Below are 15,767 nucleotides of genomic sequence, written 5' to 3' on the forward strand. Positions count from 1 at the left end.
CAATTTTTCAAAAGGCTTGAAGGTATGAACTTCGTAGCCTTTATTTTTTTATCTTTACGTATTTCCCTTTATTTGTTGTAGGTTGCATAAGTTCTAATGGGTTAATTAAATCAAAGTCCTTTTGTAAATCCACCAGAAATAAATCCATATATTCTTTTACTGTAGATAAATCTGCATGACCTAAAATTTGCTGTAATCTAAATGGGTCTCCTTTGCCATTTATAATCCAAATTTTGGCAAAAGTATGTCGCCATAAATGTATTCCTGTTCGCATTACCCCACGTCTATTATTGTATTTTATTAGACTATGTTGAATTGCGTTATTTGTAAGCTTATCACCATATCTACTGCAAAATAACCAATCTTCTTCATCTGCATTTCTAATATCAATATATTCTTTCAGTACATTTACAAGAGTTCGTGAAACTGGCACTATTTGATGATATCTATTTTTAGTTGTAGTATAATGCAACAATTGATTCTTTAAATCAACATCACATATTTTTAAATTGATTAATGTTCTAACTCTCATCCCCGTGGCTAAAAGTGTATTGATAACAGTCCAATCTCTAAAATTAACAAACTCTGATTCATTTAAATCGGGCTTTACAAGTAATATTTTTATTTCCTGTTCTGTATAGGTTTCTTTAATTTTCTTTTCTTGCTTCATAGATGGGATTTTAAAGTCTTCTAAGTAACCCATTTTCATAAAGTAATATAACATTACCCTTACACCATTTATTGCAGTATTAAAAGATATAGAGCTTTCTAGTTCTGTATTTCTAAGATTTAATATAAAATAATCTACTGTTTGCTTTGTAATATCCTTTACCAAATTATCATCATCATAAAATTTAGTAAACCGATTATAAGATTCCTCGTAAAAAGTCAGTGTTGCATCTGCAAGATTTTTAACTCTACAGTGTAATATAAATTCCTTAAATGCGTCTTTTAAAGTTTTTTTGGATAAAGGTTTAATTTTTAATTCTTTTCTCATTTATATACCCTCCTAGCACAACAAAAAAACAAAATAGACCACCTAATTAAAATCTCCTAAGAAATTTAATCATGTGGTCTATTTTATGAGATTAACAGTTTAAAACACCTTGAAACCGTTGATATATCTACGTTTGGTCTGAGTGACAAGAGTCGAACTTGCGACCTCATGAACCCCATTCATGCGCGCTACCAACTGCGCTACACCCAGTTATCAACTTTATTATAGCATGAAATTTTAGATTGATTCAAGATTAAATTTAGTTTTGAGTTATAAGAAATGTTCCCTATAACTCAAAACTACTAAATAATAAAAAATATTATTATAGTATAATACATATCAAACTTCCATTACCTTCATTTATAATTCTTTGTAGAGTCTTTTGAATTTTTATTTGAACATCATCAGGCATCTTAAATAATTTATTTTGAAGGCCTTCTTTAACCAATACTTCTAAAGATTTACCAAACATATTACTCTGCCAAATTTGAGATTTATCGTTCTCAAACTGTTCTAGGATTGAATTATAGAATTCTTCACTTTGCTTTTCTGTACCCATAATAGGAGATACTTCTGTGGTTATATTAGCCTTAATAAAGTGAAGCGAAGGCGCTGAAGCCTTTAATTTAACTCCATATCTACCACCATGCTGTACTATCTCAGGTTCTTCTAAGGTCATTTCTGAAAGCTGTGGTGCCACTAGGCCATATCCTTTTTCTTTAACATCTCTTAGTGCATCTGCAATTTTATCATATTCCACTTTTGCTTTAGAGAATTCCCCCATTAATGTTAATAAATCATTTTCACCTTTTATTTCGCAATCACAAGTTTCACCTAGTATTTTGTAAAATAATTCATGTTTGGGAATTATATTAACTCTAGCCGTGCCTTCTCCCATATTCATTTCATCAAGTCTTGCAGAGTCTAAAAAGTCGACCTCCTTAAAACTGAGTAGAGATTTATTTATATCCCTAACTTTAAAAATATCCTTGCACATATCTTTTAAGAACTTCATAAAATTAATTTTCACCCAATGCTTAGAACTTAAGTTTTCAATCCATTCAGGCATATCTATGTTAATTTCTTTAACTGGGAATTCTCTAAGAATTCTTTGGAATATATTAGCTATATCCTCTTCTTTCATATTTAGTACATCCATAACTTGAACTGGAACATCGTATTTTTCTTCCAATTCCCTTGCTAAAGATTCTGTTTCAGGAGCAGCTGCATTTTTAGAATTTAACACCACTATGAAAGGTTTATTAATGGCTTTAAGTTCATCAACTACTCTTTTTTCAGCTTCTAAATATTCTTCTCTTTCTATACCTGTAATAGAACCATCTGTAGTAATTAAAAGACCAATAGTTGAATGCTCATTTATTACTTTTTTTGTTCCAAGCTCTGCCGCTTCCTCAAATGGAATCTCATAGTCGTACCAAGGAGTTGTAACCATTTTAGGTGTCTCCCCTTCTTCATATCCTAGCGCTCCTTTAACAATATATCCAACACAATCAACCATTCTAACTTTGAGTTTAGTACCACCGTCAAAATCAATTTCAACTGCTTCGTTGGGTACAAATTTAGGTTCAGTGGTATGAATTGATTTTCCTGAGCCACTTTGAGGAAGTTCATCTTTTGCTCTTTCTTTTTTATGAGGATTGTCTATTCTAGGAATTACCATAAGCTCCATAAATCTTTTTATAAATGTTGATTTTCCAGTTCTTACTGGACCTACAACACCTACATAAATATCCCCTTGCGTTCTCTCTGCTATATCTTTGTATATATCAAAATTATCCAAGATATACCCTCCCAATAATTATTATTACCATTATAAATATATTTTATATAACAATAAATTATTACTACAGATTAAAAATATATAAAAAACCCAGTTTTTCATTAACTTCTTAATGAAAAACTGGGTTTTAATATTAGTCACTTTATAAAATGTGGTTAAACCTCATCTTTTTTATTTCTTGACATAAGTTCATGTACTCCATCTTTAGGGTCTTTACCTTCAAATAGTACTTTGTAAAGCACATCTGTAATAGGCATAGAAACTTGCGCTTTTTCTTTAAGTTCATAAAAGGCTCTTGTGGCTTTTATACCTTCAACCACCATTCCTATTTCCTCGCAAGCTTTCTCCATTGGAACACCCTTTCCAATTAAAATACCGGCTCTTCTATTCCTACTATGCATACTAGTGCAAGTTACGATAAGATCGCCCATACCTGTTAATCCATAGAAAGTTTCAGTTTTACCGCCAAGCACAGTGCCTATTTTTATAATTTCACTCATTCCTCTTGTCATAAGTGCAGCCTTAGAATTATCGCCGTAACCTATTCCATCTGACACGCCTGCTGCTAGTGCAATAATGTTTTTAACTGCTCCACCTATTTCTACTCCAATAATGTCTTCATTAGTGTAAACTCTAAATTTACTGGTCATAAATACATCTTGAACTATCTTTGCATACTCCATTTTTTTAGAAGTAACTACTACTGTTGTAGGTATCTCTAAGGCAACCTCTTCTGCATGACTAGGACCTGAAAGTATTACTATAGGGTTACTCGGAATCTCTTCTTCTATAACCTGTGAAATTCTTTTTGATGAATGTTCTTCGATTCCTTTTGCAATGCTAACCACAATTTGATTTTGTTTTAAGTGTGGTGCTATCATCACACTTAATTCTCTTATTGCATGGGATGGAACTGATAACACAATTATGTCGCTATCACATATAGCCTTTTCTATATCAATGAATGCTGTTACTCCTGCTGGCACGATAACCTTGGGTAAATATTTAACGTTTTCTCTTTTGATGTTAATATCATCAATAACACTAATTTTTCTGTCCCATATGTTAACATTAATTCCTTTTTTGGCAAGCATTATAGACAATGCGCTGCCGAAACTACCACCACCTAAAAAAGCAACTTTTAACATTCTATTCCTTCCTTTCCCTAAATATAAGCTTTATACCTGTTCCCAAAAATTCAAAGCTATTTCTCAATTGATTTTCTAAATATCTTTCATAAGAGAAATGCAGTAAATTTTCATTATTTACAAAGAACACAAATGTTGGTGGTTTAGAAGCTACTTGAGTAACATAGAATATTTTTAATCTCTTATTTGCTACTGTTGGAGGTTCTTTCATTAATACAGCCTTATTTACAACCTCATTAAGTATGCCTGTAGAAATTCTTTTTGAATAATTTTCATAGCATTCTTTTATTGTTGAAAGTACCTTATGCACTCTTTGGCCTGTTTTTGCAGATATAAATAAATATGGTGCATATGCCATAAAGTTTAACCCTGCTTGTATTCTCTTTTTATACTCTAGCATAGTTTTATCATCTTTTTCAATAAGATCCCATTTATTTACTATAACTAAAATAGCTTTTTTCATCTCATGAGCATACCCTATAATTTTCTCATCTTGATCACTTAATTCCTCTGTAGCAGTTAACATAAGTATAACTACATCAGCTCTCTCCACTGCCGCTAAGGATCTAATAACACTATATCTTTCAATTCCTTCTTCTACTTTGCTTTTTCTTCTTATTCCTGCAGTATCTATAAGAACAAATTTTCCTTCCTGCGTTTCAATTTTACTATCAATTGCATCTCTAGTTGTACCTGCGATTTCAGTTACTATATTTCTTTCTTCTCCAAGCATTCTATTTATCAATGATGATTTACCAACATTTGGCTTACCTACCACTGCAACTTGAATATATTCTTCATCTTCTGTTTGTGAATATATACTATCAAAATGCGCTACTACCTCATCTAACATATCTCCAAGTCCAAGTGCTTGAGTTGCAGAAATAGCAAAGGGTGTGCCTATACCTAAATTATAGAATTCAAAGGCATTTGCTTCTAGTTGAAGATGATCTATTTTATTTACAACCAATACTATTGGTTTTTTGCTTTGTCTAAGCATTTGAGCAACTTCATAATCTGCACCTGTAAGGCCCTGCTTACCGTCTACAATAAATATTATAACATCTGATGTTTCTATAGCTATTTGTGCCTGTCTTCTCATTTGTGCTAAAATAATATCTTGACTTTCAATTTCAATACCACCTGTATCAATTAGTGTGAAATTGTGTCTAAGCCAATCTGCATCTGCATACACTCTGTCTCTTGTTACACCTGGTCTATCATCAACTATTGATATTCTTTTACCTGCTAACTTATTAAATAAGGTAGATTTACCTACATTAGGCCTTCCTACTATTGCTACTATTGGTTTTGCCATTATTCTGCCTCCCGACTATTTTGGTTTATTATATGGATTAAATCTTCTCCTGAATAATCACATATTAAAACTTTTATATTTAAACTTTTTTCTAAATCACTTACAGTAATATTATCTAAGAATATTTGCTGATCGTAATCTCCTAATTCATATCCACTTTTTAACATATTGCTAGGAATTATTATATAATCCCCTAGTTTTTCGTCCTTTAGCTGATTAATTATATCTTTTCCCGTTAAAAGACCTGCTACTGTAATAGTTTCTCCAAAAAAATGATTTACTATTTTTTTAACATTAATATTAATTTTGTTATTAGTTGTAGTGATTTTCTCAGCTACCTTTAGTATTTCTGCATAGGCTGATTGCCCTGTTATAAAGGTGAATTTTCCACTATGATTTAGCTCAAGGTCTGCTACATCTTCATCAATAACGTTTCTAAGCATCCTTATCATGCCAATTCCATCTTCTAACTGATCATAACCATCATAGAAATCTTCCTCTGGAACATCAATACCTGCTGTAACGTAAAATTCATCTGACAACCTTACAAAAGGCGATCCGATTTCATTAATGTATTTTTCTTGTAATTCCTTTACGCATTCAATTTCTTGCCTTGCAGTATTTTTATCATACAAAGTCAAATTAAATAAGCCTTCTCTATACTTAGTTATCCCAACGGGTACAACCGCTAAATTTTCAATGCTTGGATAAAGTTTATATAAATCTTCAATTGTTTTTATAAGTTCAGGTCCATTATTAATGCCAGGACACGAAACCACTTGACAATTGATTTTAATGGAAGCTTCAGCCAGCCTCTTTAACCTATCATAAACATCTCCAGCAAATTTATTGTTTAACATTATCTTCCTAAGCTCTGCATCAGTAGTGTGAACTGACACATTAATAGGACTTATCTTATATCGAATTATTCTTTCGATGTCTTCTTCCTTCATATTGGTTAAGGTTACAAAATTACCTTGGAAAAACGATAACCTTGAATCATCATCCTTAAAATAAAGTGTTTCTCTCATTCCTTCTGGCAATTGATCAATAAAACAGAATATACATTTATTATGACAACTCTTTGGCTTATCCAAAATGGCATCAACAAATTGGATTCCTAAATCTTCATCATATTCCTTTTCAACTTCAATCTCCCAAACCTCACCGTCAGCCTTTTCAATCTCAATTGATATAAGTTCATCTGTAATTAAAAATTTGTAATCTATAATATCTATTACAGCATTGCCATTTATACTAATTAATCTATCTCCCACTTCTAACTCAATTTCTTCTGCAATACTTCCTGGAAGTATCTTAGATATCTGATTTTTCATTTTTACCTCCTGTTTAACAATGACCTTTCATGTAAAAGGCTTTATGAGGAATTAGAAATATTATACTAAATTTAAATATTTTTTTTTAATATATAGTACTAAATATTTAATATTTAATTTATAATAACCAATTAGTTTAATAATAAATTATAGCATTCCATTAAGTTATATTACATGAATTCAATATTTAAGTCAACGTTATTAGTCTTTAAAAGAAGAAAAAGTGCATATATCGCAAATTTTGCGCTTTTTCACGTACTCCTACTAGAAAACTTGTGATTAATAAATAATTTACTACAGAATAAAAATACCTCCTAAGAAGGAGGTACTAAAATGCTTCTATGCAATATTTTCTTATAATCTTTTTACAATCTTCACTTTTAAAATACTGAAAAAGCTCCTTTAGACTATCTTTTTTTTCTTTGGAGTAACACATTTGTATTGGAAATCTTAAAGAATACAGTTTATTCTTTAAATTTGAGGTCGTAATGTCAATACCATTTAATTTTAAAAACACACTCTCTTTATTATACCACTGTCCAGGCATAAAACCTATAGCATTTTTATTCTGAGCAACAAAATTTTTCATTTCTTCTATACTTCCTACATACTGCATATTACTACTCATTTGTTCTTTTACAGGAGTATCCATTATTTTTATATCAAATTCATACTGAACTGAATTCATAATATTTTTAAAAGCTACAGGGACTATTGTTTTTGATTCACCCTTTAACTTTTCCCAGTTTACTATATTTCCGGTATATATTTTTTTCAAGTCAGAAGTTCCAATACTATTTACTTTATTACTGGCGTTAACAATAATGCCAATACCATCATAAGCTAGCATCTCAGAATCAATTTCCTTATTGTCTGACTGAACATATCCAATTAATATATCCACTTTAGAATTTTTCAGTTTATTAAAAGCACTTTCTCTGTCAACGGATTCCACAGTAACTACAGGGTCATTATTTAAATTATAATCCCTTACTAAATCATTTACCATGGGAAAAACTGTGTCCTCACAAATTATTCTAATGTTCTTAGGCTTCTGGTCTTTGGTTTCTGCATCTTTTTTGCATCCTACACCTAACATCGCAATTGTAATGCTAAAGATTAGCCAAAGTGTTTTTAATCTTTTTTTCTTCATAATCACTACTCCACTACAAAATTTTAAATATATAGCTAACCATATTTATATGGCTAATGCCATATTTATATGGCTAATGCCATATTTATATGACTAACGCCGTATTTATATGGTTAACTATGTTTTCATATTTATTATAATTGTAGCTTTTGTATTTCACGTAAAAACTATTCGTTTAAATTAACTTTTTCTCCAGTAACTAAATAAATTGTCCATTCACATATGTTTGTAGTATGATCAGCAATTCTTTCTAGCCACTTACAAATAAATAAAAACTGCGTAGCTTGAGTTACTGTCTCTTGATTTTTAAACATTAATTGTAGAAGTTCTGCAAATACTTCTTTATAAATATCGTCTACTTGATCGTCTCGTTTGCAAACTTCATATGCCTTTTCAACATCTCCTGCCACATAAGCATCTAAGGAGTCCTTTATCATAAGTATTACTATCTCAGCCATTCTAGGTATATCTATTAACTCTTTTATATACTCTTCATCTTTTAATCTTACGGTTATTTTAGCAACGTCCACAGCATAATCCGCCATTCTCTCAAGGTCTGTTACTATTTTTGTTGTGGTAAAAATATTTCTTAAATCTATTGCTAAAGGTTGCTGCATGGCAATTAATCTTATTGCCTTGTCTTCTATTTCTCGTTCCAGTGCATCAACTATGTCATCATTGATCATTATTCTTTCAGCCTTTTCAACGTTTTGAGTAACTAAGGCCTCGATGCAGTCATGAATTTGTTTTTCCACCATACTTCCCATTCTAATTAAATCATTATGAAGCTCTTCAAGACTAGCTTCAAATACTTTTCTTGCCATATTATCACCTTCCTTCTTATATTTTAACCAAATCTTCCTGTAATATAATCCTCTGTTCTTTTATCTTGAGGTTTATAAAATATATTTTCTGTTTTACCATTCTCAACTATTTCTCCATTGAGAAAAAATGCGGTATAATCAGAAATTCTACCTGCTTGCTGCATATTATGAGTAACAATTATAACTGTATACTTTTTTTTAAGCACATCCATTAATTCTTCAACCTTTAATGTGGAAATAGGGTCTAAAGCAGAAGTGGGCTCATCCATTAATAAAACTTCAGGTTGTACAGCCAAAGTTCTAGCTATACATAAACGTTGTTGCTGTCCACCAGATAACCCTAGTGCACTCTTTTTAAGCCGGTCTTTTACTTCATTCCAAAGGGCAGCCCCCTTTAAACTATCCTCTACAATTTCATCAAGTTCTTTTTTATTAGTTAGGCCGTGAATTTTAGGGCCATAAGCTATATTATCGTATATTGACATAGGGAAAGGATTAGGCTTTTGAAATACCATTCCTATTTTTTTCCTTAAATCTATAACATCATAATCCGAGCTGTATATGTTTTTATTTTCGTATAAAACTTCTCCATCTATTTTAACAGAATCTATTAAATCATTCATTCTGTTAATAGTACGTAAAAATGTTGACTTACCACAACCTGATGGTCCTATAAGTGCAGTAACTGAATTTTTCTCTATATCAATACTTACATTTTTAAGCGCTTGAACATTTCCATAATATAGATTTAAATTCTTTGCTATAACTATTCCCATGTTGGTCCCTCCCTATTTACTTCCTGTGTGAGATTCATATAATTTTTTTCCGATTATTCTTGCAGATACATTAAATATAAGCACTGCTATTATTAAAACTGCTGAAGCCCCGTTTGCTATCTTAGCAGCATCAGGCACCATTCCTTCAGAATTCAGCTTCCATATATAGACAGACAAAGTTTCAGCTGGCCTTAATAAGCTATAAGCTGAAGCTTTACTTGTTAAGCTTATATTAGTAAAGTTCAAAGTTGGTGCACTCATACCAGCAGTATAAAGTAAGGCTGCTGCTTCTCCAAATATTCTTCCTGCGGCTAGTATAATACCTGTTAGAATTTGAGGCATCGCAGAAGGTAATACAACATTTTTAATGGTCTGCCACCTGGTAGCACCCAGTCCTAAACTGGCTTCTTTAACACCAAATGAGGCCGCTTTAATAGCATTTTCACAAACTCTAGTCATACCCGGTAAATTTATTATAGTTATTGCGAGCGCTCCAGCAATAAGAGAATATCCCCATTTTGTCATGTTAACAAAAACTAATAGCCCGAATAAACCTACTACTATAGAAGGCAAGGAAGCCATAGTTTCGATACTCAATCTTATAATATTTAATAACTTTCCCTCTTTTGCGTATTCAGCTAAATATATTCCAGCCCCTACCCCTAGAGGTACTGTAATTATAAGGGTTACTAAGAGCAAATGTATTGAATTATATAATTGACGTCCAATTCCTCCACCGGCTTCACCGATTTTGGGTTCACCGAATAAAAATTTTAAATTTAATGATTGTCTCCCATTATATATTATATAGCCTATAAGACTTATAAGCAAAAGAATCACTAAGGCAGAAATTATATATAAAACTATAGTTGCTATTTTATCCTTAACTTTAGAACTCATTATATATCACCTCTTTTTCCAAGTTTTCTAATTAGAAGTATAAATATAAAGGATATTAATAATAATAATAGCGCCATTGACCATAATGCGTCATTCCATGCTGTACCATAAATTGTATTTGCCATATCCATAGTTAGTATGCTTGTTAATGTAGCTGTGGTTCCAAGTAAACCCTTAGGGAGGGTAACTGAGTTTCCTATAACCATTTGCACTGCTAGTGCTTCTCCAAAGGCTCTTGAAACTCCCAGGACTATGCCTGTTAATATTCCACTTTTAGCTGCTGGAATAATTACTTTAATTATAGTTTGCCATCTAGTTGCTCCAAGTCCATAGGATGCTTCTATATAATCTTTAGGTATAGTTTTTATAGCATCTGAAGAAATACTTGTTATCGTTGGTAAAATCATTACGCTAATAACTAGTACTCCTGCAAGTAGACTAAATCCTATTCCTCCAAAAAAAATCTTAATAATAGGTACTAATACACTTACTCCTATCCAGCCATAAACAACGGAAGGTATTCCCACAAATAACTCAATGGCAGGTTGAAGAACTTTTGTGCCGAGTTTTGGTGAAATTACATTCATAAATACAGCTAGTGCTACCCCTATCGGTGCACTTACTAGCACTGCAAGGAAAGAAACCACTGTTGACCCAATAATAAATATCAAAGTTCCAAATTGAGGAGATAGTGATTCTCCGCTACCCTCTGGATTCCATGCCCCTGAGAATATAAAATGAAATATTGAATATCCATGCTTTATAAATGTACTGAGGCCCTTAGTAGTTAGGAATAATATGATTGAAAAGGTAAGAATGACTATAATCGCACCACAAAACATTGCAAAACCGCGTCCTAGATATTCATTTTTAAGTTTTAAAAATATTTTTTTCATATCATTTTACCTCGAAAAATTATTTTAACCACATTTCAGAAGGAAAGTCCGCCATCTTCCATAAATGAGAACTTGCTACCCGAGAAAAAATAAAGCTTCGGTGATGGGTATAAAACTCCTTCTAAAATCGTTAATAGGATAAGCACCGACGGATATTAGTTAATGCAAATAAAGACTGGTTTTACCCAGCCTTTTGAGAACATTAATCTCTTTTAGCCTTCATATCTGCCATTGGGATATATCCTAGTTTTTTTATTCCTGCTTTCATTTCATCACTTATCATATAATCTAAATATGCTTTTGTTAATCCTGTAGGTTCACCCTTAGTGTACATATGCTCATATGCCCAAATTTTATATTTATCTGTGCTTATGTTTTCTGCATTTGCAGAAATACCATCAATTTTCAATACATTTAAGCCTTGTTTATTAGCTGCATCAGAGAAGTATGATAATGCTAAGTAGCTTATTGCTCCATCTGTTTTTGTGATCATTCCTTTAACAGCTCCACTTGAATCCGAAGTTAATCCTGCCACTTCTTCCGCGCCATCTAATCCAAATTGTTTAAATGTTGCTCTAGTCCCTGAAGATGCTGGTCTATTTATAACTGTAACTGCTATGTCAGCTCCACCAACTTCCTTCCAGTTTTTTATCTTTCCTGTAAATATATCTAGTAATTGCTTCTTTGTTAAAGAGTCTACTTTAACTTTTGGATTTGTTACCGCTGCAATTCCTATAACACATACCTTGTGATCTTTTAATGCAGTAGCATCAATTCCTGCTTTATCTTTTGCATATATATCTGAATTCCCTATTTCTACACTACTTTCTAACACTAATTTAAGTCCTGTACCACTTCCGCCACCTTGGACATTTACAGTTGCTCCTGGGTTTTTATCTTGGAAATTTTTAGCACCGAGTTCTGCTAAAGGCTGAAGTGCAGTTGATCCTGCTGCAGTTATTGAACCGGATAATTCAGTGTTTTTAGTTTCAGGTGCAGTTTTAGCTGTTTTATCTGCACAACCCGTGAAAATTCCTGCTGTCATTACAACTGCTAGTGTAGCTACCATTAATTTTAAACTTTTTTTCTTCATTGATAATTCCCCCGTTCACTTATTTTAATTTCTTTATTAGCTATTCATTACAATTATAATATTATACCCCGAAGGTTAATTTTGTATTATGAAAAAGTTAATTAAAGTTTAACTAATGTTAATTAAACTTTACAATGAATAAAAATAAAGCTATCCCAATAATAATTGTACAGTTTTATTTCTATTCATTGTAGGGAATTTCAACTATGAATTTACTACCTAGTCCAAGCTCACTTTCAACATATATTTTCCCGTTAAATTGAAGTACTATATGCTTAACAATAGCAAGGCCAAGACCTGTGCCACCATTCGATCTAGAACGAGCCTTATCCACTCTGTAAAATCTTTCGAAAATACGTGGAATTTGTTTTTTAGCTATTCCAACGCCAGTATCCTTAACCCATAGAATGAATCTATCATCGTAGACCTCTGTTCCAATGCAAATACTATCACCTGTTTCTGAGTAGTTTATTGCATTACCTACTAAGTTAATTAACATTTGTTTAAACCTATCAGCATCACCTAGCAATGCTTTTATGCTGTGCTGCTCAATTGATAACTGGATTCCTTTTACATCTGCTGTGTTTTTCATTAGATTGTAAACATCTCTTATAATTTTATTAACATCAATTTTTTCTTTTTTGATTTCCTTTTGTTGTTCTATATGTGAAAGTGTTAAAATATCTGTAATTAATCTAGTCAATCTTTCGGCTTCTTCATTGATTATATTTAAAAACTTTTCCTTTGTGTCCACATCATCCACATATTTTAGGGTTTCAGCAAAGCCTTTAATAGATGTTAGCGGCGTTTTAAGTTCATGGGAAACATTAGCAACAAACTGCGTTCTCATTTTCTCTAATTTTTTTACTTCTGTAATATCTTGAACCACAGCAACAGTTCCTATATGCTGACTTCTGTTTATTATGTCTGCAGTTTTTATTCTGAGTTCTCTTTCTTGTGGCCAAACTATCTTTATTTCTTTATAGTCATCATCACTTTGATGGAAAATATCTTCTAATTGAAAATCTCTTATATTATCTAGAAGATTTTCTCCTATAATATCTTTAGTGATTCCAAACATTTTTTTAGCATAGGGGTTAATCATTATGACTTTATTTTTCCTATCAACAGCAATGACTCCACTATCCATACTTTGCAAAATAGCCTCTAGCCTGTTTTGTTTGTCTGTAACCTCATTTAAAGTGAACTCTAGTTTATCTGCCATCTCATTAAAGTTCTTTGCTAGTTGCCCTATTTCGCCATCTGATAATGTCCTAGCTCTTCTATGGATTTCCCCCTTACTAATTCTTGAAGTAATAAAAATTAAGTCTGTAATAGGTTTTACTATAATACAGGATAGTTTTAGAGAAAACCAAATTGACATTATCGCACAAAATAATATGGCCAATATGTAAAGCTTAAAATATTTACTGCCTAGACCATTTACAATTTCAACAGGCATCGAACTTCTAATAATAAGACCATCATCAAAAGCAGTGGCAAAATACATCATATTCTTCTCAGTAGATGAACTATATCTCACTGAAAATCCACTGCCACTTTTTCTTGCCTCTATTAATTCTTGCCTATCATTGTGGTTACCCATAGTTTCTGCATTTACAGATGAATCATAAATAACTTTACCTTTCTTATCTATATAGGTTACTCTTAACTCCGAATGCGCTAAATTTTCTACGAAAAATTTCTCTTGGTCTCTTAAATTATTACTTTTCAATAAGTTAATTATCATATTATTATTTATTTCAAGTTTATCTTTTAGATTTTGTTGATATTCATAATTAAAAATAGATACAAATAGAACAGTTACTATTGTAAATATAAAAATCACAGTACTGAGCAAATATATAACTAATTTTTTTTTCATAATTAATCACCAAAATTAAATCTATATCCTATACCCCTAATAGTTTGAATATATGCTGGATTTTTATCATCCTCTTCAATTTTTTGTCTTAAATGTCTTATATGAACGTCTACAGTTCTTGTTTCTCCTAAGTATTCATAACCCCATATTTTATCTAATAGGAAGTCTCTTGTCATAACTCTACCTTTATTTTTTATTAAGATTTCCAATAACTCAAATTCCTTTAAGGTTAAATCAATTTTACTTTCACTTTTAATGACCTCGTGTTTACCAAAGTCAATAGCCAAATTACCAATATTGAAAGTTTTTTCAACTAGCTGCATATTGGTTCTTCTAAGTATAGCTTTAATCCGCGCAACTAGCTCCCTTACTGAAAATGGCTTTGTAATATAATCATCTGCACCTAGCTCAAGTCCTATTATTTTGTCTATTTCTTCTCCTTTGGCTGTTATCATTATTATTGGCATATTTGCCATAGATGAGTCTTTTCTAATTTCCTTACACACATCCAAGCCATCCATTCCAGGCAACATTAAATCTAGTAACATTAATTGTGGCAATTGTTCTTTAACCAGTTTTATAGCCTCTATACCATCCCCCGCACATATAACCTTATATCCGCTTTTCTCAAGATTAAACCTAATTAACTCCTGAATATGCTCTTCATCATCCACCACTAATATTTTTTCTCCAGCCATGTTAATCCCTCCATACTTTTTCTGCTTAACTTATTGAGTTAAATCATCTCCTGCTGAGTTGCAATTAACGACTTCAGAAGGAGATTTAGAGTCCCACTGAAGTTTTTTTATTGCACTATCTAACCCCAACTTATAGAAGTGTGGGGCTTTCCTTCCGAACCGTCGTTAAGTATACAAAAGAAAACATCCTACCTTGCTTATTTTCACTATTTCTATAGGAATATAATTCATATTGTTTATTACAGGCAGTACAAGTGTTGGTAGTAGTAATATTTTCTTCTTTAATACCCTTGTCCACAAGTTGTGCCAAAATACATTTTTCTAAATCCAATTTATTATTATTGCTAATTTTAATATTACTATAAATATCTTCACTAGTAAACGCTTCTATTAGTTCCGGGCTAACTTCATAGCAACAACCACCAATATGTGGACCAATGTATACCCTAATATCCTTAGCTTTTGAGCCATAATTTTCTTCTAATTTTTTAATTGTTTTACTTACAATTAATGCCTTTGTACCTTTCCATCCACTATGTACGGCAGCTATTACTCCTTTTTTAGTGTCTACTAAAATTACTGGAACACAATCTGCCGTAAACACACCTATAGCTGTTTTAGTTCTATCTGATATTAATGCATCTCCATCATTAGTATTTCCATCAAAACTTACAATTATGTCACTATGAATTTGATTTAAATAGCCTATAGCTTGTAATTTGTAATGTTTCTTAATCATTTCTAAATTTAGCAACCCTTCCTGTGTATTTTTATTAAAATTTAGGTCAGCTTTTGCTGTAGCAAACAAAATCACAGCATTCTCATACTGGAATTTTATAAATTCATGATTATTAATAGTTTCAATTTTCATTACTTCACCTCATTTATAAGTACATAGAGTGTAAAAATTTTAATTTTTCAAAATACAAAATGCCTAAGGG

General features: G+C 31.6%; 14 protein-coding genes and 1 tRNA gene. All 15 read right to left on the bottom strand.

Annotated features, from left to right (window positions below; genetic code table 11):
• Positions 1 to 40: 40 nt before the first annotated feature.
• Positions 41 to 997, bottom strand: coding sequence for a tyrosine-type recombinase/integrase (locus G9F70_RS14865; RefSeq protein ID WP_164943721.1), 957 nt, complete (start codon positions 995 to 997; stop codon positions 41 to 43).
• A gap of 134 nt (positions 998 to 1,131) precedes the next feature.
• Positions 1,132 to 1,207: transfer RNA gene (locus tag G9F70_RS14870), tRNA-Pro, on the bottom strand.
• A 112-nt stretch (positions 1,208 to 1,319) separates the two neighbouring features.
• Positions 1,320 to 2,798, bottom strand: coding sequence for a stage IV sporulation protein A (gene spoIVA, locus G9F70_RS14875; RefSeq protein ID WP_164943722.1), 1,479 nt, complete (start codon positions 2,796 to 2,798; stop codon positions 1,320 to 1,322).
• Between the two features lie 155 nt (positions 2,799 to 2,953).
• Positions 2,954 to 3,946, bottom strand: coding sequence for an NAD(P)H-dependent glycerol-3-phosphate dehydrogenase (locus G9F70_RS14880; RefSeq protein WP_164943723.1), 993 nt, complete (start codon positions 3,944 to 3,946; stop codon positions 2,954 to 2,956).
• 1 nt (position 3,947) lies between these two features.
• A complete protein-coding gene (gene der / locus G9F70_RS14885; protein WP_164943724.1) occupies positions 3,948 to 5,264 on the bottom strand; it encodes a ribosome biogenesis GTPase Der in 1,317 nt (438 codons plus the stop codon).
• Positions 5,264 to 6,601 carry a DUF512 domain-containing protein gene (locus tag G9F70_RS14890; RefSeq protein ID WP_164943725.1) on the bottom strand — a complete coding sequence of 446 codons (1,338 nt, stop codon included), beginning with the start codon at positions 6,599 to 6,601 and terminating at the stop codon, positions 5,264 to 5,266. Before G9F70_RS14890 ends, der begins: the two co-directional genes overlap by 1 nt.
• A gap of 328 nt (positions 6,602 to 6,929) precedes the next feature.
• Positions 6,930 to 7,754, bottom strand: a complete 825-nt coding sequence (locus tag G9F70_RS14895; RefSeq protein WP_164943726.1) for a substrate-binding domain-containing protein — start codon at positions 7,752 to 7,754, stop codon at positions 6,930 to 6,932.
• A 167-nt stretch (positions 7,755 to 7,921) separates the two neighbouring features.
• Positions 7,922 to 8,578 carry a phosphate signaling complex protein PhoU gene (gene phoU / locus G9F70_RS14900; RefSeq protein WP_164943727.1) on the bottom strand — a complete coding sequence of 219 codons (657 nt, stop codon included), beginning with the start codon at positions 8,576 to 8,578 and terminating at the stop codon, positions 7,922 to 7,924.
• 23 nt (positions 8,579 to 8,601) lie between these two features.
• A complete protein-coding gene (pstB, locus tag G9F70_RS14905; RefSeq protein WP_164943728.1) occupies positions 8,602 to 9,354 on the bottom strand; it encodes a phosphate ABC transporter ATP-binding protein PstB in 753 nt (250 codons plus the stop codon).
• A gap of 12 nt (positions 9,355 to 9,366) precedes the next feature.
• A complete protein-coding gene (pstA, locus tag G9F70_RS14910) occupies positions 9,367 to 10,254 on the bottom strand; it encodes a phosphate ABC transporter permease PstA (RefSeq protein WP_164943729.1) in 888 nt (295 codons plus the stop codon).
• Entirely contained in the window at positions 10,254 to 11,150 is an 897-nt protein-coding gene (gene pstC, locus G9F70_RS14915; RefSeq protein WP_164943730.1) for a phosphate ABC transporter permease subunit PstC, read from the bottom strand. The genes pstA and pstC overlap by 1 nt, the downstream gene beginning before the upstream one ends.
• A 202-nt stretch (positions 11,151 to 11,352) precedes the next feature.
• Entirely contained in the window at positions 11,353 to 12,243 is an 891-nt protein-coding gene (locus G9F70_RS14920) for a phosphate ABC transporter substrate-binding protein (RefSeq protein WP_164943731.1), read from the bottom strand.
• A 181-nt stretch (positions 12,244 to 12,424) separates the two neighbouring features.
• Positions 12,425 to 14,128 (bottom strand): two-component system histidine kinase PnpS, encoded by a 1,704-nt coding sequence (gene pnpS / locus G9F70_RS14925; RefSeq protein ID WP_164943732.1) that lies wholly within the window; start codon positions 14,126 to 14,128, stop codon positions 12,425 to 12,427.
• A 2-nt stretch (positions 14,129 to 14,130) separates the two neighbouring features.
• Entirely contained in the window at positions 14,131 to 14,826 is a 696-nt protein-coding gene (locus G9F70_RS14930) for a response regulator (protein WP_125005596.1), read from the bottom strand.
• A 130-nt stretch (positions 14,827 to 14,956) separates the two neighbouring features.
• Positions 14,957 to 15,697 carry a peptidoglycan editing factor PgeF gene (pgeF, locus tag G9F70_RS14935; protein WP_164943733.1) on the bottom strand — a complete coding sequence of 247 codons (741 nt, stop codon included), beginning with the start codon at positions 15,695 to 15,697 and terminating at the stop codon, positions 14,957 to 14,959.
• Between the last annotated feature and the right edge of the window lie 70 nt (positions 15,698 to 15,767).

It is taken from the genome of Clostridium sp. FP1 (genome assembly GCF_011065975.2).
In the GTDB taxonomy this organism is placed as follows: domain Bacteria; phylum Bacillota; class Clostridia; order Clostridiales; family Clostridiaceae; genus Clostridium_AD; species Clostridium_AD tagluense.